The following is a 16,529-nucleotide window of genomic DNA, read 5'->3' as shown; positions in this document are numbered from 1 at the left end:
CTGTTTTGCGAACGATGTGCCGACGGGCCGCGGAGGCCGGCACGGGTGCCGGCTTTCCGCCCAGCAGCGATTCTGAGCGCAAATTTCGGTGGGAGTCAGGATTCCGGGCGTCAGGACCTTGTCGTGGCAGGGTGTGGCCACGGGGGGGATTTCAGCCGACGAGGCCCGGGTCGACCCACCCCTGGAGGAGGGCCATCATTCCGGCCTGGAACTTCGTCCGGGCGCCCAACTGGGCGGCCAGGTCGGCGGTTTCCCGGCGGACGGTGCGCACCGAGACGTCCAGTCGGCGGGCGATCATCTCGTCGGTGAAACCCTTGGCGAGCAGCACCACGATGGCCTGGCAGCGCGGGGAGAGCCCGGGCCCCGCGGCGGGGGGCGCCTCGGCGACCGGCTGGGAGCTCTGCCAGACCCGTTCGAAGAGTTCGCAGAGCGCGCTGACCACGCCGTGGCCGCGCAGCACCAGGGCGCCCTTGCGGCTCTCCTCCGGGTCGACCGGGACGATCGCGGTGGCCCGGTCGTAGATCACCATCCGCGGCGGCAGCGTCGGCGCGACCCTGACCTGGGCGCCCTGCTCGGTGAGCCGGCGGGCGTACGCCACGGTGTCGTTGTCGTTCTTGATGCTCTCCAGGTAGATCGAGCGCATCCGCACGCCGCGGCCCAGCACGGCGGTGTCCAGCGGGCGGCTCGCCTCGATGTTGGCGGGGGACATCGCCCCGGAGGGGACGAAGCCCATGACCTCCTCGGTGCAGCCGGCGGCCAGCGCCTCGATGCGCAGCCGGATGGCGTCGATCCCGGTGAGGACCTCGCTGTCCGGGTGCTGCCGGGTGCGGGAGAGGTCCGCGTAGTCGGCGACCACCTGGGCGAGTTCGCGCCGGCCGTGCTCGATGTCCTCCAGCCGGCGCTGGAGTTCGGCCTCGCGGCGGTCGAGCAGGGAGCGGAGCCCGGCCTCCGGCTCCACCGGCCGCAGCTGCCCGGGCTCCTGCCAGGACGGCCGGACCAGCAGCAGCCGGGCCAGTTCGTCCATGGCGGTGCGGACTTCGGTCTCGGGCCGGCCGAGCCGCTGGGCGATGGCGGCGACGCCGCTCGTCGGCGCCTTGAGCATTTCCTTGTACACGGCTTCGGTCAAGGCATCAAGGCCGAGCGATCTGAGCATTTCCCTGTCGTCCAAATGTCGCGCGTAGTGGACTTGGTGGCCGATCGCCAGGGAATGTGCGGGGGCAGCGTGAAATGGCCTTGCGCGAAGAGTGCGCACGGCGAATCAATCCCCCGGTTGAATCCTTGCCGACCTCGCTCTGAGTCTCTGGCACCGGGCGTTGGGTAGTCAAGCGGAGCGCGATCTCTTGGTTATTTCTTGGCATTCCGCAACCCCGGCCGAAGCCGGTGGGGCGGGCACCGCCGCAATGGTTAATGGGAATTGGCCGATTGGCGCCCCCGGTGTGAAGGGGGGCGCCGACCCGCCGTGGCCGACGCCCGGTCAGGTGAGGGTGGTCACCTGCGGCATCGCGTTCACCGAATGGCCGCACGGTCCAGCGAGGGATCCACGACGATCTTCGCGTGGCGGTCCGGCTCGCCGAGTTCGGCGATGGCTCCGGTCAGCCCGTCCAGGCCGGTGGTGCCGGTGATGACGGCACCGGCGTCGATCCGGCCCTCCGCGATTTCCCGGAGGGTCTGCCGGTACTCGGCCGGGCTGCTGCCGAAGGAGCCCCTGATCTCCAACTCCTTGTTGGCCAGCAGCCCGGGGTCGATGGGGTCGGGGCGCAGGCAGACGCCGACCAGGACGATCTTGGCGGCGGCCGGGGCGCCCTCCACCACCCGGGCGAGCATGCCGGGGGCGCCGACGCACTCGAAGACGGCCGCCTCGGTGGGGCGCAGGCCCCGGTACTCGGCGGCCATCCGGTCCATCATGCCGGGGATCACCCCGAGCGAGGTCCACCGGTCGTACGGGGACTCCACGGCGGGGTCGATCAGCAGGTCGGCGCCGAGCTGCGCGGCCAGCGCCCGGCGTCGCGGCGAGAAGTCGACCGCGACCACCGGGCCGTGGCCGCGGGCCTTGAGCACCGCGACCACGCCCAGGCCGACCGGGCCGAGCCCGATCACCATGGCGACCGCCCCCGGCGCGAGTTCGGCCCGCCGGACGGCCCGCGCCGCCACCGAGAAGGGCTCGGTGAGCGCGGCCGTCCGGGGGTCAAGACCGTTCGGCACCGGCAGGGTGAAGGCCTCGGAGAGGATCATGTACTCGCCGAAGCCGCCGGGGTAGGCCGGCGTGTAGCCGACGATCCCGGTGCCCTGCGGCCCGGCGCCGATCGGCGGGCCGCAGACCACGGTGCCGACCGGCAGGGCCCCGACCGTGCCGGGGCCGTACTCCACGATCTCCGCGGCGAACTCGTGCCCGAGCACCAGCCCGTCGCGGATGTCGTGGGCCGTCCCGCCCGAGCGCCGGACGACGTCGTTGAACGCCTCGGGGTCGCCGAGCGCGTGCAGGTCGGAACCGCAGATCCCGCAGGCCAGGGTGCGCACCAGCACCTGCCCGGCCCGGGGCACCGGATCGGGGACCTCCTCGACGACGAGCTTCCCCGCACGGGTGACGGCTGCGCGCATGTGACCGGCCTCCTGTTCCCTCGCGCCCGCGTCAGGCCGTGGTCGCGGCGGTGGCCAGGCGCTCCCGGAGCAGGCCGACCAGGGCCTCGACGGTCGGGTAGTCCCAGGCGAGGGTCGGCTCGACCTCGATCCCGAACTCGTCCTCGACGTCGCCGCACAGGGCCAGCGCATAGACGGACTCCAGGCCGTACTCGACCAGCTTGACGTCCGGGGCGATCTGCTCGGCCGGGATCTCCAGGTAGAAGGCGACCCGGTCGGTCAGCCAGGTGGTCAGCTCGGCGGCGGTCGTGGTGGTGCTCATGGTGGACATCTCCATCGGAAGGGTGGTGGTGGTCAGTCGAGCGCGGAGGCGAACTCGACGAGTGCGGCGGTGACTTCGGCCGGCTGCTCCTGCTGGGTCCAGTGCCCGCAGCCGGGGAGGATCCGGGCCTCCCGCAGCCCGGGCGCCCAGAGGCGCAGGTCGTCGGTGAGCCGGCTGTGGTCCAGCCCCCGGACGACGAAGTCGTGCTCCCCGGCCAGGAAGAGCGCGGGCGGCTCGATCCGGGCCCGGTTGAGCGGCGCGGTGAGGTCCCAGTTGCGGTGCAGGTTGCGGTACCAGTTGAGGCCGCCGGTGAACCCGGTACGGGCGAACTCCCCGGCGTACACGGCGAGATCGCGCTCGGACAGCCAGTCGGGCAGCGGTCCTGGCACCGGGAACAGGTCGAGGAAGCCGCCGCCCTCGGGTACGGCGGGGTCGAACGGCGGCGCGCCGCCCGCGGTGCCGGCCAGCAGCCGGTGCAGCCCGGCGGGCACGTCCCGAGCCAACTCGGCCTCGGCGACGCCCGGTTCCTGGAAGTGGAGCATGTAGAAGCGCTCGCCCGCGGCGCGCCGCATCGCGGGCAGCGGCGGCAGGCCGGCCCGCGGGCGGTAGGGGATGCTCATCCCGGCCACCCCGCGGACGAGGTCCGGGCGCATCAGCGCGGTGTGCCAGGCGACCTGCGAACCCCAGTCGTGCCCGGCCACCACGGCTCGCCGCTCGCCGAGCGCCCCGATCAGCGCGACGACGTCGCCGACCAGGTGGTGGATCGTGTACTGGTCGGCCTCGGCGGGGGAGTCCGTCCGGCCGTAGCCGCGCATGTCCGGGGCGACCGCCCGGAAGCCGGCCGCGGCCAGGCCGCCCAGCTGGTGGCGCCAGGAGTACCAGAGCTCGGGGAAGCCGTGCAGCAGCAGGACCAGCGGTCCCTCGCCGGCCTCCGCGACGTGCATGGCGCGCCCGGCCACCCGCAGCGTCCGGTGGGTGATCCCGGGCAGGGTGGGCAGGGTGGGCTCAGCCACGGCCGGCCCTCCGTCCGGTGCGCGCCGGCTCAGGACCGAACGACGGCTCCGGGCCGAAGCCCATCAGCCCGGCCAGCTCGGCGCCGTCGACCAGGCGCAGCCGGGCCACCGGGGTGTCGGGGCCGGCCAGCGCGGCGTCGATCGTCCGCAGGAAGTAGCCGGCGAACCGTTCGATCGTGGCTGGGTCGAAGAGGTCCACGTCGTAGCGGAAGTCCACCGCGAGCGAGGAGGCGCTCTGCCGCACGCTCACCGCGAGGTCCAACTGGCCCTCGGCCTGCGGGAGTTCGAACGGGGCGATGGTGAGGCCGGCGAACCGGGCGGGCTCGCCCCCGTCGGCGTCCAGCAGCAGCCGCAGCAGCGGTTCGGGGGTGGCGGTGCCGACCAGGTTGAGGGTGATCCGGCAGAGCGAGGAGCCGGCGCCGGTGCGCGGCCGGTTGACCGTCCTGGTCAGCAGCTCGAAGGGGTAGGCGGCCCGGCCGAGCCCGGCCTTCACCTGCTGGTCGGCGGCGACCACCGCCTCGCGGAAGGTCGTGCCGGGGGTGAAACCGGACCGGAAGACCAGGGTGTTGACGAAGTTGCCGACCACCTCGCGGACCGCCGGGCTCATCCGGGTGGCGGACGGGCAGCCGATCAGGAACTCGTTCTGCCGGGTGTAGCGGTGCAGCAGGCTCTGCAGCACCCCGAGCAGGACGGAGTACAGCGACACCCCGCTGCCGCGGGCGAGTTCGCGCAGCGCCTCGACCCGGTCGGCCGCCAGGTCCAGGTGGTGGGTGGCCCCGGTCCGGCTCGAACTCGCGGTCCGGGGGCGGTCGGTGGGGAGTTCGGCGGGCAGGGCGCCGGCGCAGACCTGGTGCCAGTACTGCTCCATCCGCGCCCCGCGCGGCGAGTCCAGCACCGCCCGCTCCTTGGCCACGTGGTCGGCGTACGAGCCCTTCGGCGGCGGGAGTTCGGCCGTTCCGTCGAGCCCCGCCGCACCGTCCTCGCCGACCAGCCGCCGGTAGCCGTACAGCAGGTCGCGGACGATCAGCCAGTTGGAGGTGGCGTCGGTGCCGATGTGGTGCCCGGCCATCAGCAGGACGGCGTCCTCGGGGCCGCGGCGCAGCAGCACGAAGCGGAACGCGCCGTCCTCCTCCAGCCGGAACGGCTCGCGCAGCGCCGCGCGGGCCGCCGCGGCGAGCCCCTCGGCGTCGGCGCCGGGCAGCTCCCGGACCTCCAGGCCGAGCGGGTGGCGCTCCCCGACCAGCCGGACGGCCTGCCCGTCGACCTCGCGGAACGTGGAGCGGAGCATGTCGTGCCGGGCGGCGGTCGCCGCCACGGCGGCGCGCAGGGCCGGGAGGTCGACGGCGGAGCGGACGGTCAGCGCGCAGCCGGTGTTGTAGACCGCGGCGTCCGGCGCGAGCCGGTAGAGGAACCACAACGCCTGCTGGGCGTGCGAGAGTTGCTGTCGGTCGGTCATCGTCGTCTTCTGTCCGGAGATCGGGGGAGCGGGGAGCGGGCGAGCGGGGATCGGGAGGCGGGGGTCAGCGGCCGAGGAAGGCGGGCCGGGCGCCGTCGAGCTGGGCCCGCATGCCGATCCGCTGGTCCTCGGTGGCGAACAGCGCGGCGAACTGCCGCCGTTCGAGGTCGAGTCCGGCGGCCAGCGGCAGGCCGAGACCGTCGTCCACGGCCCGCTTGGCGGCCGCCAGGGCCGCCGTCGGGCCGGCCGCGAACCCGCGGGCGGTGCGCAGCGCGCTCTCGTACACCTCGGCGTCGGGGACGGTCTCGTCGACCAGGCCGATCCGCAGCGCCTCGGCGGCGGTCAGCCGGCGGCCGGTGAGGATCAGCCGCTTGGCCGGTCCGGCGCCGATCAGCCGGGGCAGCCGCTGGGTACCGCCGGTCCCGGGGATGACGCCCAGCTCGATCTCGGGCAGCCCGAGCACCGCGCCCTCGCCGGCCACCCGGAGGTCGGCGCAGAGCGCCAGCTCAAGGCCGCCGCCGAGCGCGTACCCGGTGATCGCGGCGATCACCGGCTTGCCGATCCGGGCCAGCGCGTCCAGGGCGGTGTGCAGCCGGGCGGTGTAGGCGTCCACCTCGGCCGGGCCGCGTTCGACCAGGTCCTTGACGTCGGCGCCGGAGCCGAAGACCCGCCGTCCGCCGTACAGGACGACCGCCCGGACGGCCGGGTCGGCGTCCAACCGCTCGGCGGCGGCGGCCAGTTCCTCCGGCACCCGGGGGTCGGTGCCGCTGATCCTGGGCCGGAGCAGCCGGACGGTCGCCACCGCCCCGTCCGTCGCGGCGTCCGGCTCGATCCGCAGGAATGCGCCCACTGTCTCTCCTCCTCGTCGGGATCGTCTGGCTTGTCGGGATCGTCGGGCTGGTCGGGCTTCTCGGGCTCGTCGGGCCGGGCTCAGGCGAGCTGCCGGCCGACCAGGTCGAAGCCCCGGCCGGCCTGGTGGCGTTCGATCAGCTCGGCGAAGACCTCGGCATGGCCGGCGTCGGCGCCGGGCACCGGCGGGCAGCCGAGCCGGGCGGTCAGCCGGGCGAGCGCGGCGGCGAGCCAGCCGGTGCCGCGCAGGAAGGCGCCCGGGTGGTCCGGGTTGTGCAGCCAGACGCCCAGGCAGCTGGCCGCCGCCAGCAGCACCCCGTAGCGCTCGGCGAGCCGGAAGGAGACCGGGCCGGCCAGCGGCGTCCGGTCGCGCGGCGCCAGCTCCAGGCAGGCCCGCCGGAGTTCCCGCAGCTCGTCGAGCAGCTGGGCGCAGAGCGGGCCGAGCACCGGTTCGGCGGCCAGCCGGGCGACGGCGTCCACCAGGGTGCCGATCAGCGGGTCCTCGCGGCCGGCGGTCACCCCGAGCCGGCCGAGGTCCAGCTCGGGCAGCTCGCCGGCCAGGTGGAACAGGGCGGCCGGGGCGGGCCCGTCGGAGAGCCAGCTCTGCCGGGCCAGCCGGGGCAGCTGCGGGATGACCGTGGCCTGGCAGACCGTGCCGCCGGCGTGCACCAGCGAGGCCACCGGCAGGTCGCGGGCGTGCTTCTGGAAGATCCCGTACGGGCCCTCGCGCAGGAAGGACCGCGCGCCCAGCACCACCGCGAGCCGGTCGACGGACTCCCGGTACAGGGTGGGCGCCAGGTGCTTCACGGAGGCCGCGTACACGCTGGTGCGCTCCGGCAGCAGGTGCAGCGCCCGGCAGACGGTGGTGGTGAAGCAGTCGGCGACCAGCAGGTCGAGGAAGGCACCGGTGAGCACCGAGCGGGCGTGCGGGAGGTCGGCGACCGTACGGTGGTAGAGCCGCCGGCCGAGCGCGAAGTCGGTGACGGTGCGCAGCTGCTGGTCCACCGCGCCGAGGGCGGCGGCGGGCAGCACGGCCCGGGTGATCTGGAAGGCCCGCAGGATGGTCTCCATCGCCTCGCCCATGCCGCCGGCCACCGCGGTGACCGGCAGCGGGCAGTCCCGGAACTCCAGGCCGCCCAGGTACATCGAGCGCACCCCGGAGGTGCGGTAGCGGGGCAGGAAGCGCAGCCGCTCGCGCGGCGCGGTGGCCATGTCGACCAGCACCATCGAGTGGCTGCGGCTGCCCGGCTCCTCGCTGGTGCGGGCGAGGACGGTGACCGCCTCGGCGCGGGCCAGGTTGTTGATGATCTCCTTGCGGCCGTTCAGCACCAGTTCGTCGCGGCGCACCTCGGCCCGGAACGCCGTGCGGGTCACGTCGTTGCCGGTGGTGAGGTCGGTGTAGGCGGCGGCGATCCGGCCGTTGGCGAGCAGCACCCGGGCCAGCCAGTCCTGCTGCTGGGCGCTGCCCTCGGACCAGACGTTGACCGAGCCGACCAGGTTGCTGGCGCCGTGGCCGAGCGCCAGCGCGCCGTCCCGGCGGAACAGCGGGCGCAGCACCCGGGCCAGCCGGTCGGTCCGGTCGAGCCGCCCGCCGAGCCGGCGGGGCACGAACTCGGCGCCCAGCCCGTAGGCGTCCAGCGCGCGCTCCCCGGCCTGCAGCAGGTCGCCGCGCTCGTCGGCGTTGAGGAAGGCCTCGAAGCCGAGCGGGTTGTCCCGGTAGTCCGGGTCGCCGAACAGGGCCTCCAGCGGGGCCGGGGTGTCCAGGTCGGCGTAGAGCGCGGGGGTGGTCGTGGCGGTGGTCATGCGTCGCCCTTCACCAGGGGGTAGTGGAGCAGGGACGGGAGGGCGCCGCCGCGCAGCTGGTCGGCGAGGTGCGGCACCAGGCGGTCCAGGACGTCGTCGTGCGGGTCGGGGCGGCCCGGGGCGAGCCGGCCCAGTACCCGGGCCAGGGCGGCCTCCAGCCAGAGGCCCTCGGCCCACAGCCCGGCGCCGTCCGGGCCGGCGTCCTCCCCGGCGGCGGCGTGGTTGCGCAGCCAGAGGTGGATCGCGGCGGAGGCGGCGTAGCAGGCGGCGTACCGCTCGGCCAGCGCGAAGGCCGCGGCGGGCACCTCGACGGGCGTCGGGCGGTGGGCGGCGAGTTCGACGGCGAGCCCGTCGGCGGCGGCCCGGACGGCCTGCGCCCGGCGGACCAGCGACTCGGGGACGCCGCCGTCCGCCGCGAGCGCGGTGAGCTCCTCGACGCCGGCGGCCAGCGCCTGGAGCAGGCTGGAGCCGGTCCGGGGCAGCAGCGAGAGCCGCTCCCGGTCGAAGCCGGGCAGCGGGGCGTCCAGCGCGGTGGCGGTGGCCAGGCCCGCGGCGTCCACCGTGCGCCGCTTCAACTGGCGGGCGAGCAGCGGGAACTGGTTGATCAGCGCGTGCAGGTTGACGAGCGTGTTGCCGTCGAAGATGCCGACGATCCGGTGGTCGCGCTGGACCTTCTGGAAGCGGCCGTGCCGGTGGGTGGCGTCGGCCAGCAGCGAGCGCGCGCCGAGCACCGTCCCCAGCCGGGTGATCACCTCGTCCACCAGGGTGGGGACGACGTACTTGGTGACGGCGGAGACCACCGCCAGCTCGCCGGTGAGGGCGTGGATGCTCCGGGTGGAGACCAGGGTGACGGCCTCGGCGAGCAGCAGGTCGGCGTAGGACTCGCCGAGCATCCGGCGGGTCTGCGGCAGTTCGGCCAGCCGGCGGCCGTAGGCCTCGCGCTCCAGGGCGAAGCCGGCGGCCAGGTCGAGCGCGCTGTCGGCGGCGCCCAGCGACAGCGAGGCGCACAGGATCCGGGTCAGCTGGAGGCTCTTGAGGACGGTCTCGGTGCCCTCGCCCTCGGCGCCGACCAGGGCGTCGGCCGGCACCTCGGCGTCGGTGAAGGCCACGCCGCTGATGTCGGCTCCCCGGATGCCGTGCAGCCGGACGGCGGGCAGCGGCCGGTGGCCGGGCTGCCGCAGGCGCTGCTTGTCGATCATCAGCAGGCTGAAGTCGCGCGCCCCGCCCTCGTCCGCGGTGCGGGCCAGCAGGCAGATCAGCTGCCCCCGGTTGGCGTTGTTGATCAGCCACTTCTCGCCGTTGACCCGGTAGCCGCCGGCGGTCCGGTCGGCCCGGACCTCGCCGGCCAGCAGGTCGCTGCCGTGGTCGCGCTCGGTCAGCCCCCAGGAGACGACCGCGCCGTCCAGCACCGCCGCGGCCAGCTCCTCGGCCTGCTCGCGGCTGCCGCCGACCCAGACCGAGACGGCGCCGAGGAAGGTCTTGCCGTGCGCGATCGCCACCGTCAGGTCGCGGCGGGCCACCGCGCGCATCAGCTGGAGCACCTGCTCGTAGCTGTCCAGGCTGCCGCCGTACGCGGCGGGCACGTAGTGCGCGGGCAGGCCGAGCACGTCCAGCTCGCGGCAGATCTCGACCGGGAACTCCTCGCGCTCGTCCAGTGCCGCGCAGCGCGCGTGGGAGAACAGCCGGCCGGCGTCCTCCGGATCGCCGAGCCGGCGGTCCAGCGCGGCGGCGGTCAGGTAGGCGGCGTGGGTCATTTCGCGCTCACCGCGCTCCCGGTGGCCGCCGCGCGGTAGCGGGCGGCGGTGGCCGGGTCGAGGTCCTCGAACAGCGGCTCCAGCCCGCCGCCGACGAACAGCTCGCGCATCAGCGTGCGCTGCACCTTGCCGCTGGTGGTCTTGCGGACCTGGCCGGGGCGCAGCAGCACCAGGTTGGGCACCCGCACGCCGAGCCGCGCGGACAGCTCGCCGCGCACCTGCCGGGCGAGTTCGGCCAGCTCCTCCCGGCTCGCCCGGGGGCGCCGGAGCTCCTGCATGACGACGATCTCCTCGCCGGGCGCCGGCACCGAGCAGACGCTGCCGCTCAGGCCCTGGAAGCCCTCGTGCAGGGTGAGCACCTCGCGCTCGATGTCGTGCGGGTACAGGTTGCGGCCGTTGACGATCAGCACCTCCTTGATCCGCCCGGTGACGTAGAGGTGCCCGTCGTGCAGGGCGCCGGTGTCCCCGGTGCGCAGGAAGCCGGGCTCGCCCTCGGCGGTGACGGCGCGGAAGGTCTCCTCGGTGGCCTCCTCGTTGCGCCAGTAGCCGGCCGCGACGCTGCCGCCGCGCACCCAGATCTCGCCGACGCCGCCCTCGGGCAGGGGGGCCCGGGTCCGCGGGTCGACGATCCGCACGTCCAGGTCGTGCACCCGGCCGCTGGCCACCAGCGCCGGGCCCGCGCCCGGGCGCAGCTCCCCGGCGGCCAGCGCGTCGGCGTCCACCGGGGTCAGCCTCGGCGGCTCGCCGGGCAGGGTGCCGGAGACGATCAGGGTGGTCTCGGCCATGCCGTAGCAGGGGCTGAAGGCCTCCGGCCGGAAGCCGGCCGGGGCGAAGCGCTCGGCGAAGCGGCACAGGGTGGCGGCGTGCACGGGCTCGGCGCCGCTGCCGGCGCTGACCAGGGTGCTGAAGTCCAGGCCGGCGAGCTGGGCGTCGGTCACCCGGCGGGTGCACAGCTCGTAGGCGAAGTTCGGGGCGACGACGGTCCTGATCCGCTTGGCGCCGATCAGCTCCAGCCACAGGTGCGGCCGGCGCAGGAAGTCCATCGGGGCGAGCTGGTAGGAGACCGCGCCGTGGTACAGCGGGGTGAGCAGCATGCCGATCAGGCCCATGTCGTGGTGCTGCGGCAGCCAGGTGCAGGACCGGCTCTCCGGGTCGACGCCGAAGGCCCGGGTCATCAGCCCGAGGTTGTGGTCGAGCGAGCCGCGGGTGACCATCACGCCCTTGGGCGCGCTGGTCGAGCCCGAGGTGTACTGGATGATCACCAGGGCGTCGGCGGGGACCTCCTCGGCCCGCCAGTCCGGGGCGTCCGGCAGGTCGAGCCGGTCGGTCGCGACGCACGGGACGTCCTCGGCGCCCGCCCGGGTCAGGAAGCCGGCGGCCGTCTCGTGGTTGGCCTCGTCGGTCAGCACCAGCCGGACGTCCGCGTCCCGGACGATGCCGTCCGAGCGCGAGCTGTGCCCGCGCTGGGTGCTCGGCTGCGGGGCGGGGACGGCGACCACGCCCGCGTAGAGGCAGCCGGCCAGCACGGTGACGAACTCCGGGCCGGTGCCGTACAGCAGCAGCACCCGCTCCCCGACGGCGCAGCGCTCGCGCAGCCAGCGGGCGACGGCCCGGGCCCGGCGGTCGAGTTCGCCGTAGGTCAGCGGCTCCTCCACGAGCCCGCCGGCGGCGGTCCGGACGAAGACCACCGCGTCCCGGTCGGGGATCTCGCGGCCGTGCCGGACCAGCCGGCTCACCAGGTCAACGGACATCGGGGGTGGGCGTCCTCTCGTACAGCTGCGGGTGCGGAGCAGGGGCGGGGGCTGGGGCGGGTCAGGCGGTGCGGCGGCGGGCGGCGCCCAGGACGCGGTGGAGCCGAAGGTCCGACTGGAGGTGGCCGTTCACATGGGCGAGCAACTGCTGTTCCTGCGTCTGGAGGTAGAAGTGGTCGCCGGGCAGGATCCGGGTCTCGAAGGCGCCGCCGGTGTACTCCGCCCAGGCGCCCAGCACCTCGGCGGGGCAGCCCTCGTCCAGCGCCCCCGCGTACGCCACCATCGGCGCGCGGTGCCGGGGCGCGCCGGGCACCGCCCGGTACTCGGCGGAGAGGCGGTAGTCGGCCCGGATGCTGGGCAGCACCAGCTCCAGCAGCATCGGGTCCTCGATCGCGGTGAGCGAGGAGTGGCCGAGCTGCCGCAGCTCGGCGAGGAAGTCGGCGTCGCTCTCGGCCTGGGTCTCGCGGACCCGCAGGTGCGGCGGCTCCGAGCCGGAGACGAAGATCCGCAGCGGCTGGATCCCGTACTCGGCGTCCAGCCGCAGCGCGACCTCGTGCGCGACGACCGAGCCCATGCTGTGCCCGAACAGCGCCAGCGGCACGTCCGCCACCTGCCGCAACGCCCCGGCGATCTCGTCCGCCATGGCGTGCACGGACGCCGCGAACGGCTCACCGATCCGGTCCTGCCGACCCGGGTAGCAGACCGCCAGCACCTCGACGTCGGCGGGCAGCGAGCGGCCCCAGTCCCGGTACGCGGTCGGGGCGCCCCCGGCGTGCGGGAAGCACACCAGGCGGCAGCTCGGTGCGGCGGTCGCGCGGTACGAGCGGAACCACCGGGCTACGGAGTCGGTCATGGGCGTCCTTCGGGACCGAGGGAGCGGGCGTCCTGACCACGGTTCCGCCCCCGCCTATATCCCCGCCATATCGGCCCCGCCCGGCGGCGGCGTCGCGGGGTCGTCCGCCGGGTCGGCGCCCCTGGCCGGCCGGGGGCGCCGACGACCGGGCGGTGGAACGGCGGCGAGGTGACGGCGGCGGTCCTGGACGAGCGGTCGAACCCGCTCGGCGGCACACAGGCGCGCCCGCCCCGGCCTGATCCACAGCCGGGGCGGGCGGTCCGGGCGCGGGGGAGCTACGGCCGGGCGACCTGGTGGCGGTCGACTGCCGCTCCGGTGAGCCGAGCCGGCACCTGACCGTCCGCTGAAGCCCCTTGCGCTGCCGCGCCCGCCGCCGGGCCTTCGGCCGCCCCCGGTCGGCGGCGTAGCAGCACCGCGACCAGGGCGGCGCCCGCCAGGGCGGTGAGGCCGGCGGTCAGCAGGGTGCGGTCGAGGCCGGTGGCGAAGGCCGTCCGGAGCAGGTCCCCGGGCAGTCCGGCCGGGGGTCGGCCGGAGGCCAGCGCGCCGGCGGTGGCGTCCGGTGCGGGGCCGGCCGCCGGGTGGCCGGCCAGGGCGTCGCGCAGGCCCCCGTGCAGGACGAGGCCGAGGACGGCGATGCCGAGCGCCTGGCCGAGCTGCCGGAAGGTGTTGAGGGCGCCGCCGGCCATGCCGCCGCGCTCGGGCGGGACGGCCGCCATCGCGGCGGACGCCAGGACCGGGCTGACCGCGCCGACCCCGAGGCCGGTCAGGGCGAGGCCGGGCAGCAGGGCGGCCCAGCCCGAGGAGCCGTCCAGGACGCCCTGCAGCAGCGTGCCCAGCCCGATCACGGCCAGGCCGCCCGCCAGCGGCACCGCGACCGGCAGCGCGGCGAGCCGACGGCCCGCCAGCGCCGGGACGGCGAAGGCGACGACGCTCATCGGCAGCAGGGTGAGCCCGGCGGCCATCGGGCCGAGGCCGAGCACCGACTGCAGCCAGAGCGAGACGTACGGCAGACCGGAGAAGGCGGTGGCCGAGTAGACGGCCCCGCACAGCAGGACCCCGGTGAAGGCCGGCCGGCGCAGCAGCGCGGGCGCCAGCAGCGGGTGCGGGCTGCGCCGTTCGACCAGCGCGAACACGGCGAGCGCCACGACCGCCGCGGTGCCCGCGCCCAGCACGGCGGGCGAGGTCCAGCCGTCCGTCCCGCCGCGGATCAGCGCCAGGACGGCCGCCCCGGCCGCGACGGTGAAGGCCGCGGCACCGGGCAGGTCGAGCCGGCGGGCGCCGGGGTCGCGGGACTCCGGCAGCGTCCGCCGGGCCAGCACCACGGCGGCGAGCGCGAGCGGCAGGTTCACCAGGAAGATCGACCGCCAGCCCAGGTACTCGGTGAGCAGGCCGCCGGCCACCGGCCCGACGGCCGCCGCCGCGCCGCTGACGGAGCCCCAGACGCCGAAGGCCACCGCCCGGTCGCGGCCCCGGTAGGCGAGGTTGAGCAGGGCCATCGCGGTGGCGAACATCGCCGCGCCGCCGCCCGCCTGGACGATCCGCGCGACCACCAGGGTGGTGCCGTCCGGGGCGAGGCCGCAGGCCAGCGAGGCGAGTGCGAACACCACCAGGCCCACCGTGTACACCCGCCGGCGGCCCACCCGGTCGGCGAGGGCGCCGAGGCCGAGCAGCAGCGCGGCCAGTGCCAGCGCGTAGCCGTCCAGCACCCACTGCAGGCCGTCGAAGTCCATGTCCAGCCCGGTCCCGATGTCCGGCAGGGCGACGATCACGATGCTGACGTCGGTCAGCAGCATGAACACCCCGAGACAGACCGCGACCAGCGGTCCCCACTTGCGCATCCCCGTACTCCCTCGTGCTGCCTGGCGCCGCCCGGTTCGGCCGGACGCCCCGTCACTCTCGGCCCGGGGGACGCCATCGCGCCGCTCACGGGGGAGGTTCCGGCGGATCTCGACACCGCCTACCATCGCGCTGGTGGAAACCGTGACGCTGGACGCGCTGGACCGGGCGCTGCTGCACGCCCTTCAGGTGGACGGCCGGGCGCCGTTCCGGCGGATCGCCGAGGTGCTCGGGGTGTCCGACCAGACGGTGGCCCGCCGCTACCAGCGGCTGCGCGCCGCCGGGGTGCTGCGGGTGGTGGGGCGGACCAGCGCCCGGCTGCTCGGCCAGGTCGACTGGCTGACCCGGATCCGGTGCGTGCCCGACGCCGCCGGGTCGCTCGCCGAGGCGCTGGCCCGGCGGCCGGACACCTCCTGGGTGAGCCTGCTGTCCGGCGGCGAGATCGTCTGCAACGCCCGGGCCCGGGTCCGGCCGGAGCGCGAGGAACTGTTGCTGGGCGCGCTGCCCCGCAGTCCGCGGGTGCTCTCGGTGTCCGCGCACTACCTGCTGCGCACCTATGTCGGCGGGCCGGTGGCGTGGAGCGGGCGGACCTCGGCGCTGAGCGCCGGTCAGATCGCCCGGCTGCGCGCCGGGGCGCCGTCGCCCGCCCCAGCGGCGGCGGGCGAGTTGGATGAACTGGACCGCGCGCTGCTGGCGGCGCTCGTGGTGGACGGGCGGACCCCGCTGGCCGCGCTGGCGGCCGCGACCGGGAGCCCGGAGACGACGGTGCGCCGGCGGCTGGCCGCGCTGACCGCCACCGGGCTGCTGTTCTTCGACGTGGACGTGGACCCGCGACCGCTCGGCTTCGAGATCGAGGCGTACTGCTGGCTGACCGTGGCGCCGGGACGGCTGGCGGCGGTCGGCCGGGCGATGGCGGAGCACCCGGAGGTCGGCTTCGTCGCGGCGACCACCGGGCCGAGCAGTCTGGTGGCCGGGCTGGTCTGCCGGGACACCGGGGCGTTCTACGACTACCTGACGGACGGGCTGGGCGCGCTGGACGGGGTCGCCGCGGTGGAGACGGCGCCGGTGCTCCGGAGCGTCAAGCGGGCCGGGATGATGATTACGTCATCAAATTATCCGTAGAATTTGTCCGCTGGCCGAATACCCGCTCTTCTTGGCGGATTGTTTGTCTGCTGATCATCAGACAAATCGAGGATTTCATGATTCGCCGCCAAAATGCCTCGCCATGCCTTCCGGGCGCCCTTAGTATCTGAACGAACACTTTCGGTGAGCGTTCGACCGCGGACAGCGAAGGGGGTCGTCATGGGTGAGCAGTTCCGGACCGTGCTGCGCCACGTCGCCCACCCGTTCCTGCTGGCCGTCCTGGTGTCGATATCGGTCGCGGCCCTGCGCCTGCGCTGGGACCTCGGCCGGGTGAGCCAGCTCTTCCTGCTCGGCGTGATCGCTTACATGGCATTGCTCGAACGGCTGATTCCGTACGAACCGGAATGGACGCCGAGCGTGCGCGAGTGGGGCTGGTACGGCGTCTACTTCGTGCTGACGATGGTCGGCGGGGCGCTGTCCCAGGCGCCCGTGGCCGCCCTCGTCGGCCGGTTGGCGCCGCCGCACTCCGTCCTGCCGCTCTGGGCGGAGATCCCGGCCGCCGTGCTGCTCGGCTCGCTGGCCAACTACCTGGTCCACCGCTGGTGCCATACCAGCCCGAGGCTCTGGCGGCTGCACGGCGTCCACCACGTGCCCGACAAGGTGAACGTCGGCAGCAACGGGGTCAACCACCTGCTGGACGTGCTGCTCACCCAGAGCGCCGTCCAACTCTCGCTGGCCCTGGCCGGGTTCTCGCAGCCGGCGGTGTTCGTGACGGGCCTGTTCGTCGTCGCCCAGGGCTACTTCGTGCACGCCAACATCGACGTCCGGCTCGGCCCGCTCAACCACGTGCTCGCCGGTCCGGAGCAGCACCGCCTGCACCACAGCACCGATCTGGCGGAGGCCGGCCACTACGGCTCCGACCTCTCGGTGTGGGACCACGCCTTCGGCAGCTTCACCTGGCGGCCCGGCCGCCGTCCGCTCGCGGTGGGGCTGGCCGACCCGGCCGACTTCCCCGCGACCGGCCGGGTGGTCGCCAGCCACCTCCAGGCCTGGCGCCGCCCCGCCCCCGCCGAAGGGTCCCCGACCGGTACGACCTGATCCGCCCGCCTCCGTTCCCCGTATCCGACGCCCCGCCCGCCCCGCCACGCCCTGCCCGCCCCGCACCTGCTCCCGACCGGCTCGTCCCCTCGGCCGGCCCGGCTTCCGGCCTGCCCGGAACCGGCGCGCGGCCG

At 75.1% G+C, this 16,529-nt stretch carries 13 protein-coding genes; 2 read left to right on the top strand and 11 right to left on the bottom strand.

The window, feature by feature from the left end:
• Positions 1-151 precede the first annotated feature (151 nt).
• From ACFP3U_RS11965 to ACFP3U_RS11915, 11 genes are all read right to left on the bottom strand, one after another.
• Positions 152-1,126 carry a LuxR C-terminal-related transcriptional regulator gene (locus ACFP3U_RS11965; protein ID WP_380225366.1) on the bottom strand — a complete coding sequence of 325 codons (975 nt, stop codon included), beginning with the start codon at positions 1,124-1,126 and terminating at the stop codon, positions 152-154.
• Between the two features lie 380 nt (positions 1,127-1,506).
• Positions 1,507-2,598, bottom strand: coding sequence for a zinc-binding dehydrogenase (locus ACFP3U_RS11960; protein WP_380225365.1), 1,092 nt, complete (start codon positions 2,596-2,598; stop codon positions 1,507-1,509).
• A gap of 31 nt (positions 2,599-2,629) precedes the next feature.
• Complete coding sequence (locus ACFP3U_RS11955; protein ID WP_380225364.1) at positions 2,630-2,899, bottom strand: acyl carrier protein; 270 nt, start codon at positions 2,897-2,899, stop codon at positions 2,630-2,632.
• 32 nt (positions 2,900-2,931) lie between these two features.
• Positions 2,932-3,912: an alpha/beta fold hydrolase gene (locus ACFP3U_RS11950; protein ID WP_380225363.1), complete on the bottom strand. Its 981-nt coding sequence runs from the start codon at positions 3,910-3,912 to the stop codon at positions 2,932-2,934.
• On the bottom strand, positions 3,905-5,368 hold the full coding sequence (locus tag ACFP3U_RS11945) for a condensation domain-containing protein (RefSeq protein ID WP_380225362.1): 1,464 nt from the start codon (positions 5,366-5,368) through the stop codon (positions 3,905-3,907). Before ACFP3U_RS11945 ends, ACFP3U_RS11950 begins: the two co-directional genes overlap by 8 nt.
• Before the next feature lie 64 nt (positions 5,369-5,432).
• The gene (locus ACFP3U_RS11940) at positions 5,433-6,218 is read right to left on the bottom strand and encodes an enoyl-CoA hydratase/isomerase family protein (protein WP_380225361.1); all 786 of its coding nucleotides are present in this window, start codon (positions 6,216-6,218) and stop codon (positions 5,433-5,435) included.
• A gap of 80 nt (positions 6,219-6,298) precedes the next feature.
• The gene (locus ACFP3U_RS11935; RefSeq protein WP_380225360.1) at positions 6,299-8,020 is read right to left on the bottom strand and encodes an acyl-CoA dehydrogenase; all 1,722 of its coding nucleotides are present in this window, start codon (positions 8,018-8,020) and stop codon (positions 6,299-6,301) included.
• A complete protein-coding gene (locus ACFP3U_RS11930) occupies positions 8,017-9,774 on the bottom strand; it encodes an acyl-CoA dehydrogenase family protein (RefSeq protein WP_380225358.1) in 1,758 nt (585 codons plus the stop codon). Before ACFP3U_RS11930 ends, ACFP3U_RS11935 begins: the two co-directional genes overlap by 4 nt.
• Complete coding sequence (locus tag ACFP3U_RS11925) at positions 9,771-11,525, bottom strand: fatty acyl-AMP ligase (RefSeq protein ID WP_380225357.1); 1,755 nt, start codon at positions 11,523-11,525, stop codon at positions 9,771-9,773. Before ACFP3U_RS11925 ends, ACFP3U_RS11930 begins: the two co-directional genes overlap by 4 nt.
• Positions 11,526-11,586: 61 nt before the next feature.
• Positions 11,587-12,378 (bottom strand): thioesterase II family protein, encoded by a 792-nt coding sequence (locus tag ACFP3U_RS11920; RefSeq protein WP_380225356.1) that lies wholly within the window; start codon positions 12,376-12,378, stop codon positions 11,587-11,589.
• 275 nt (positions 12,379-12,653) lie between these two features.
• Positions 12,654-14,216 carry an MFS transporter gene (locus ACFP3U_RS11915; protein ID WP_380225355.1) on the bottom strand — a complete coding sequence of 521 codons (1,563 nt, stop codon included), beginning with the start codon at positions 14,214-14,216 and terminating at the stop codon, positions 12,654-12,656.
• Between the two features lie 133 nt (positions 14,217-14,349).
• Here ACFP3U_RS11915 and ACFP3U_RS11910 point away from each other — a divergent pair, with 133 nt between their 5' ends.
• Both ACFP3U_RS11910 and ACFP3U_RS11905 read left to right on the top strand, forming a co-directional pair.
• Positions 14,350-15,336, top strand: a complete 987-nt coding sequence (locus ACFP3U_RS11910) for an Lrp/AsnC family transcriptional regulator (protein ID WP_380225354.1) — start codon at positions 14,350-14,352, stop codon at positions 15,334-15,336.
• Positions 15,337-15,516: 180 nt separating this feature from the next.
• Entirely contained in the window at positions 15,517-16,395 is an 879-nt protein-coding gene (locus tag ACFP3U_RS11905) for a sterol desaturase family protein (RefSeq protein WP_380225353.1), read from the top strand.
• Positions 16,396-16,529: the final 134 nt, after the last annotated feature.

Origin of the sequence: Kitasatospora misakiensis (genome assembly GCF_042656005.1) — a bacterium.
Taxonomy (GTDB): Bacteria; Actinomycetota; Actinomycetes; order Streptomycetales; family Streptomycetaceae; genus Kitasatospora; species Kitasatospora misakiensis.
Note: the sequence above shows the minus strand (reverse complement) of the source record. Positions and strands in the feature narration are given on the sequence as shown.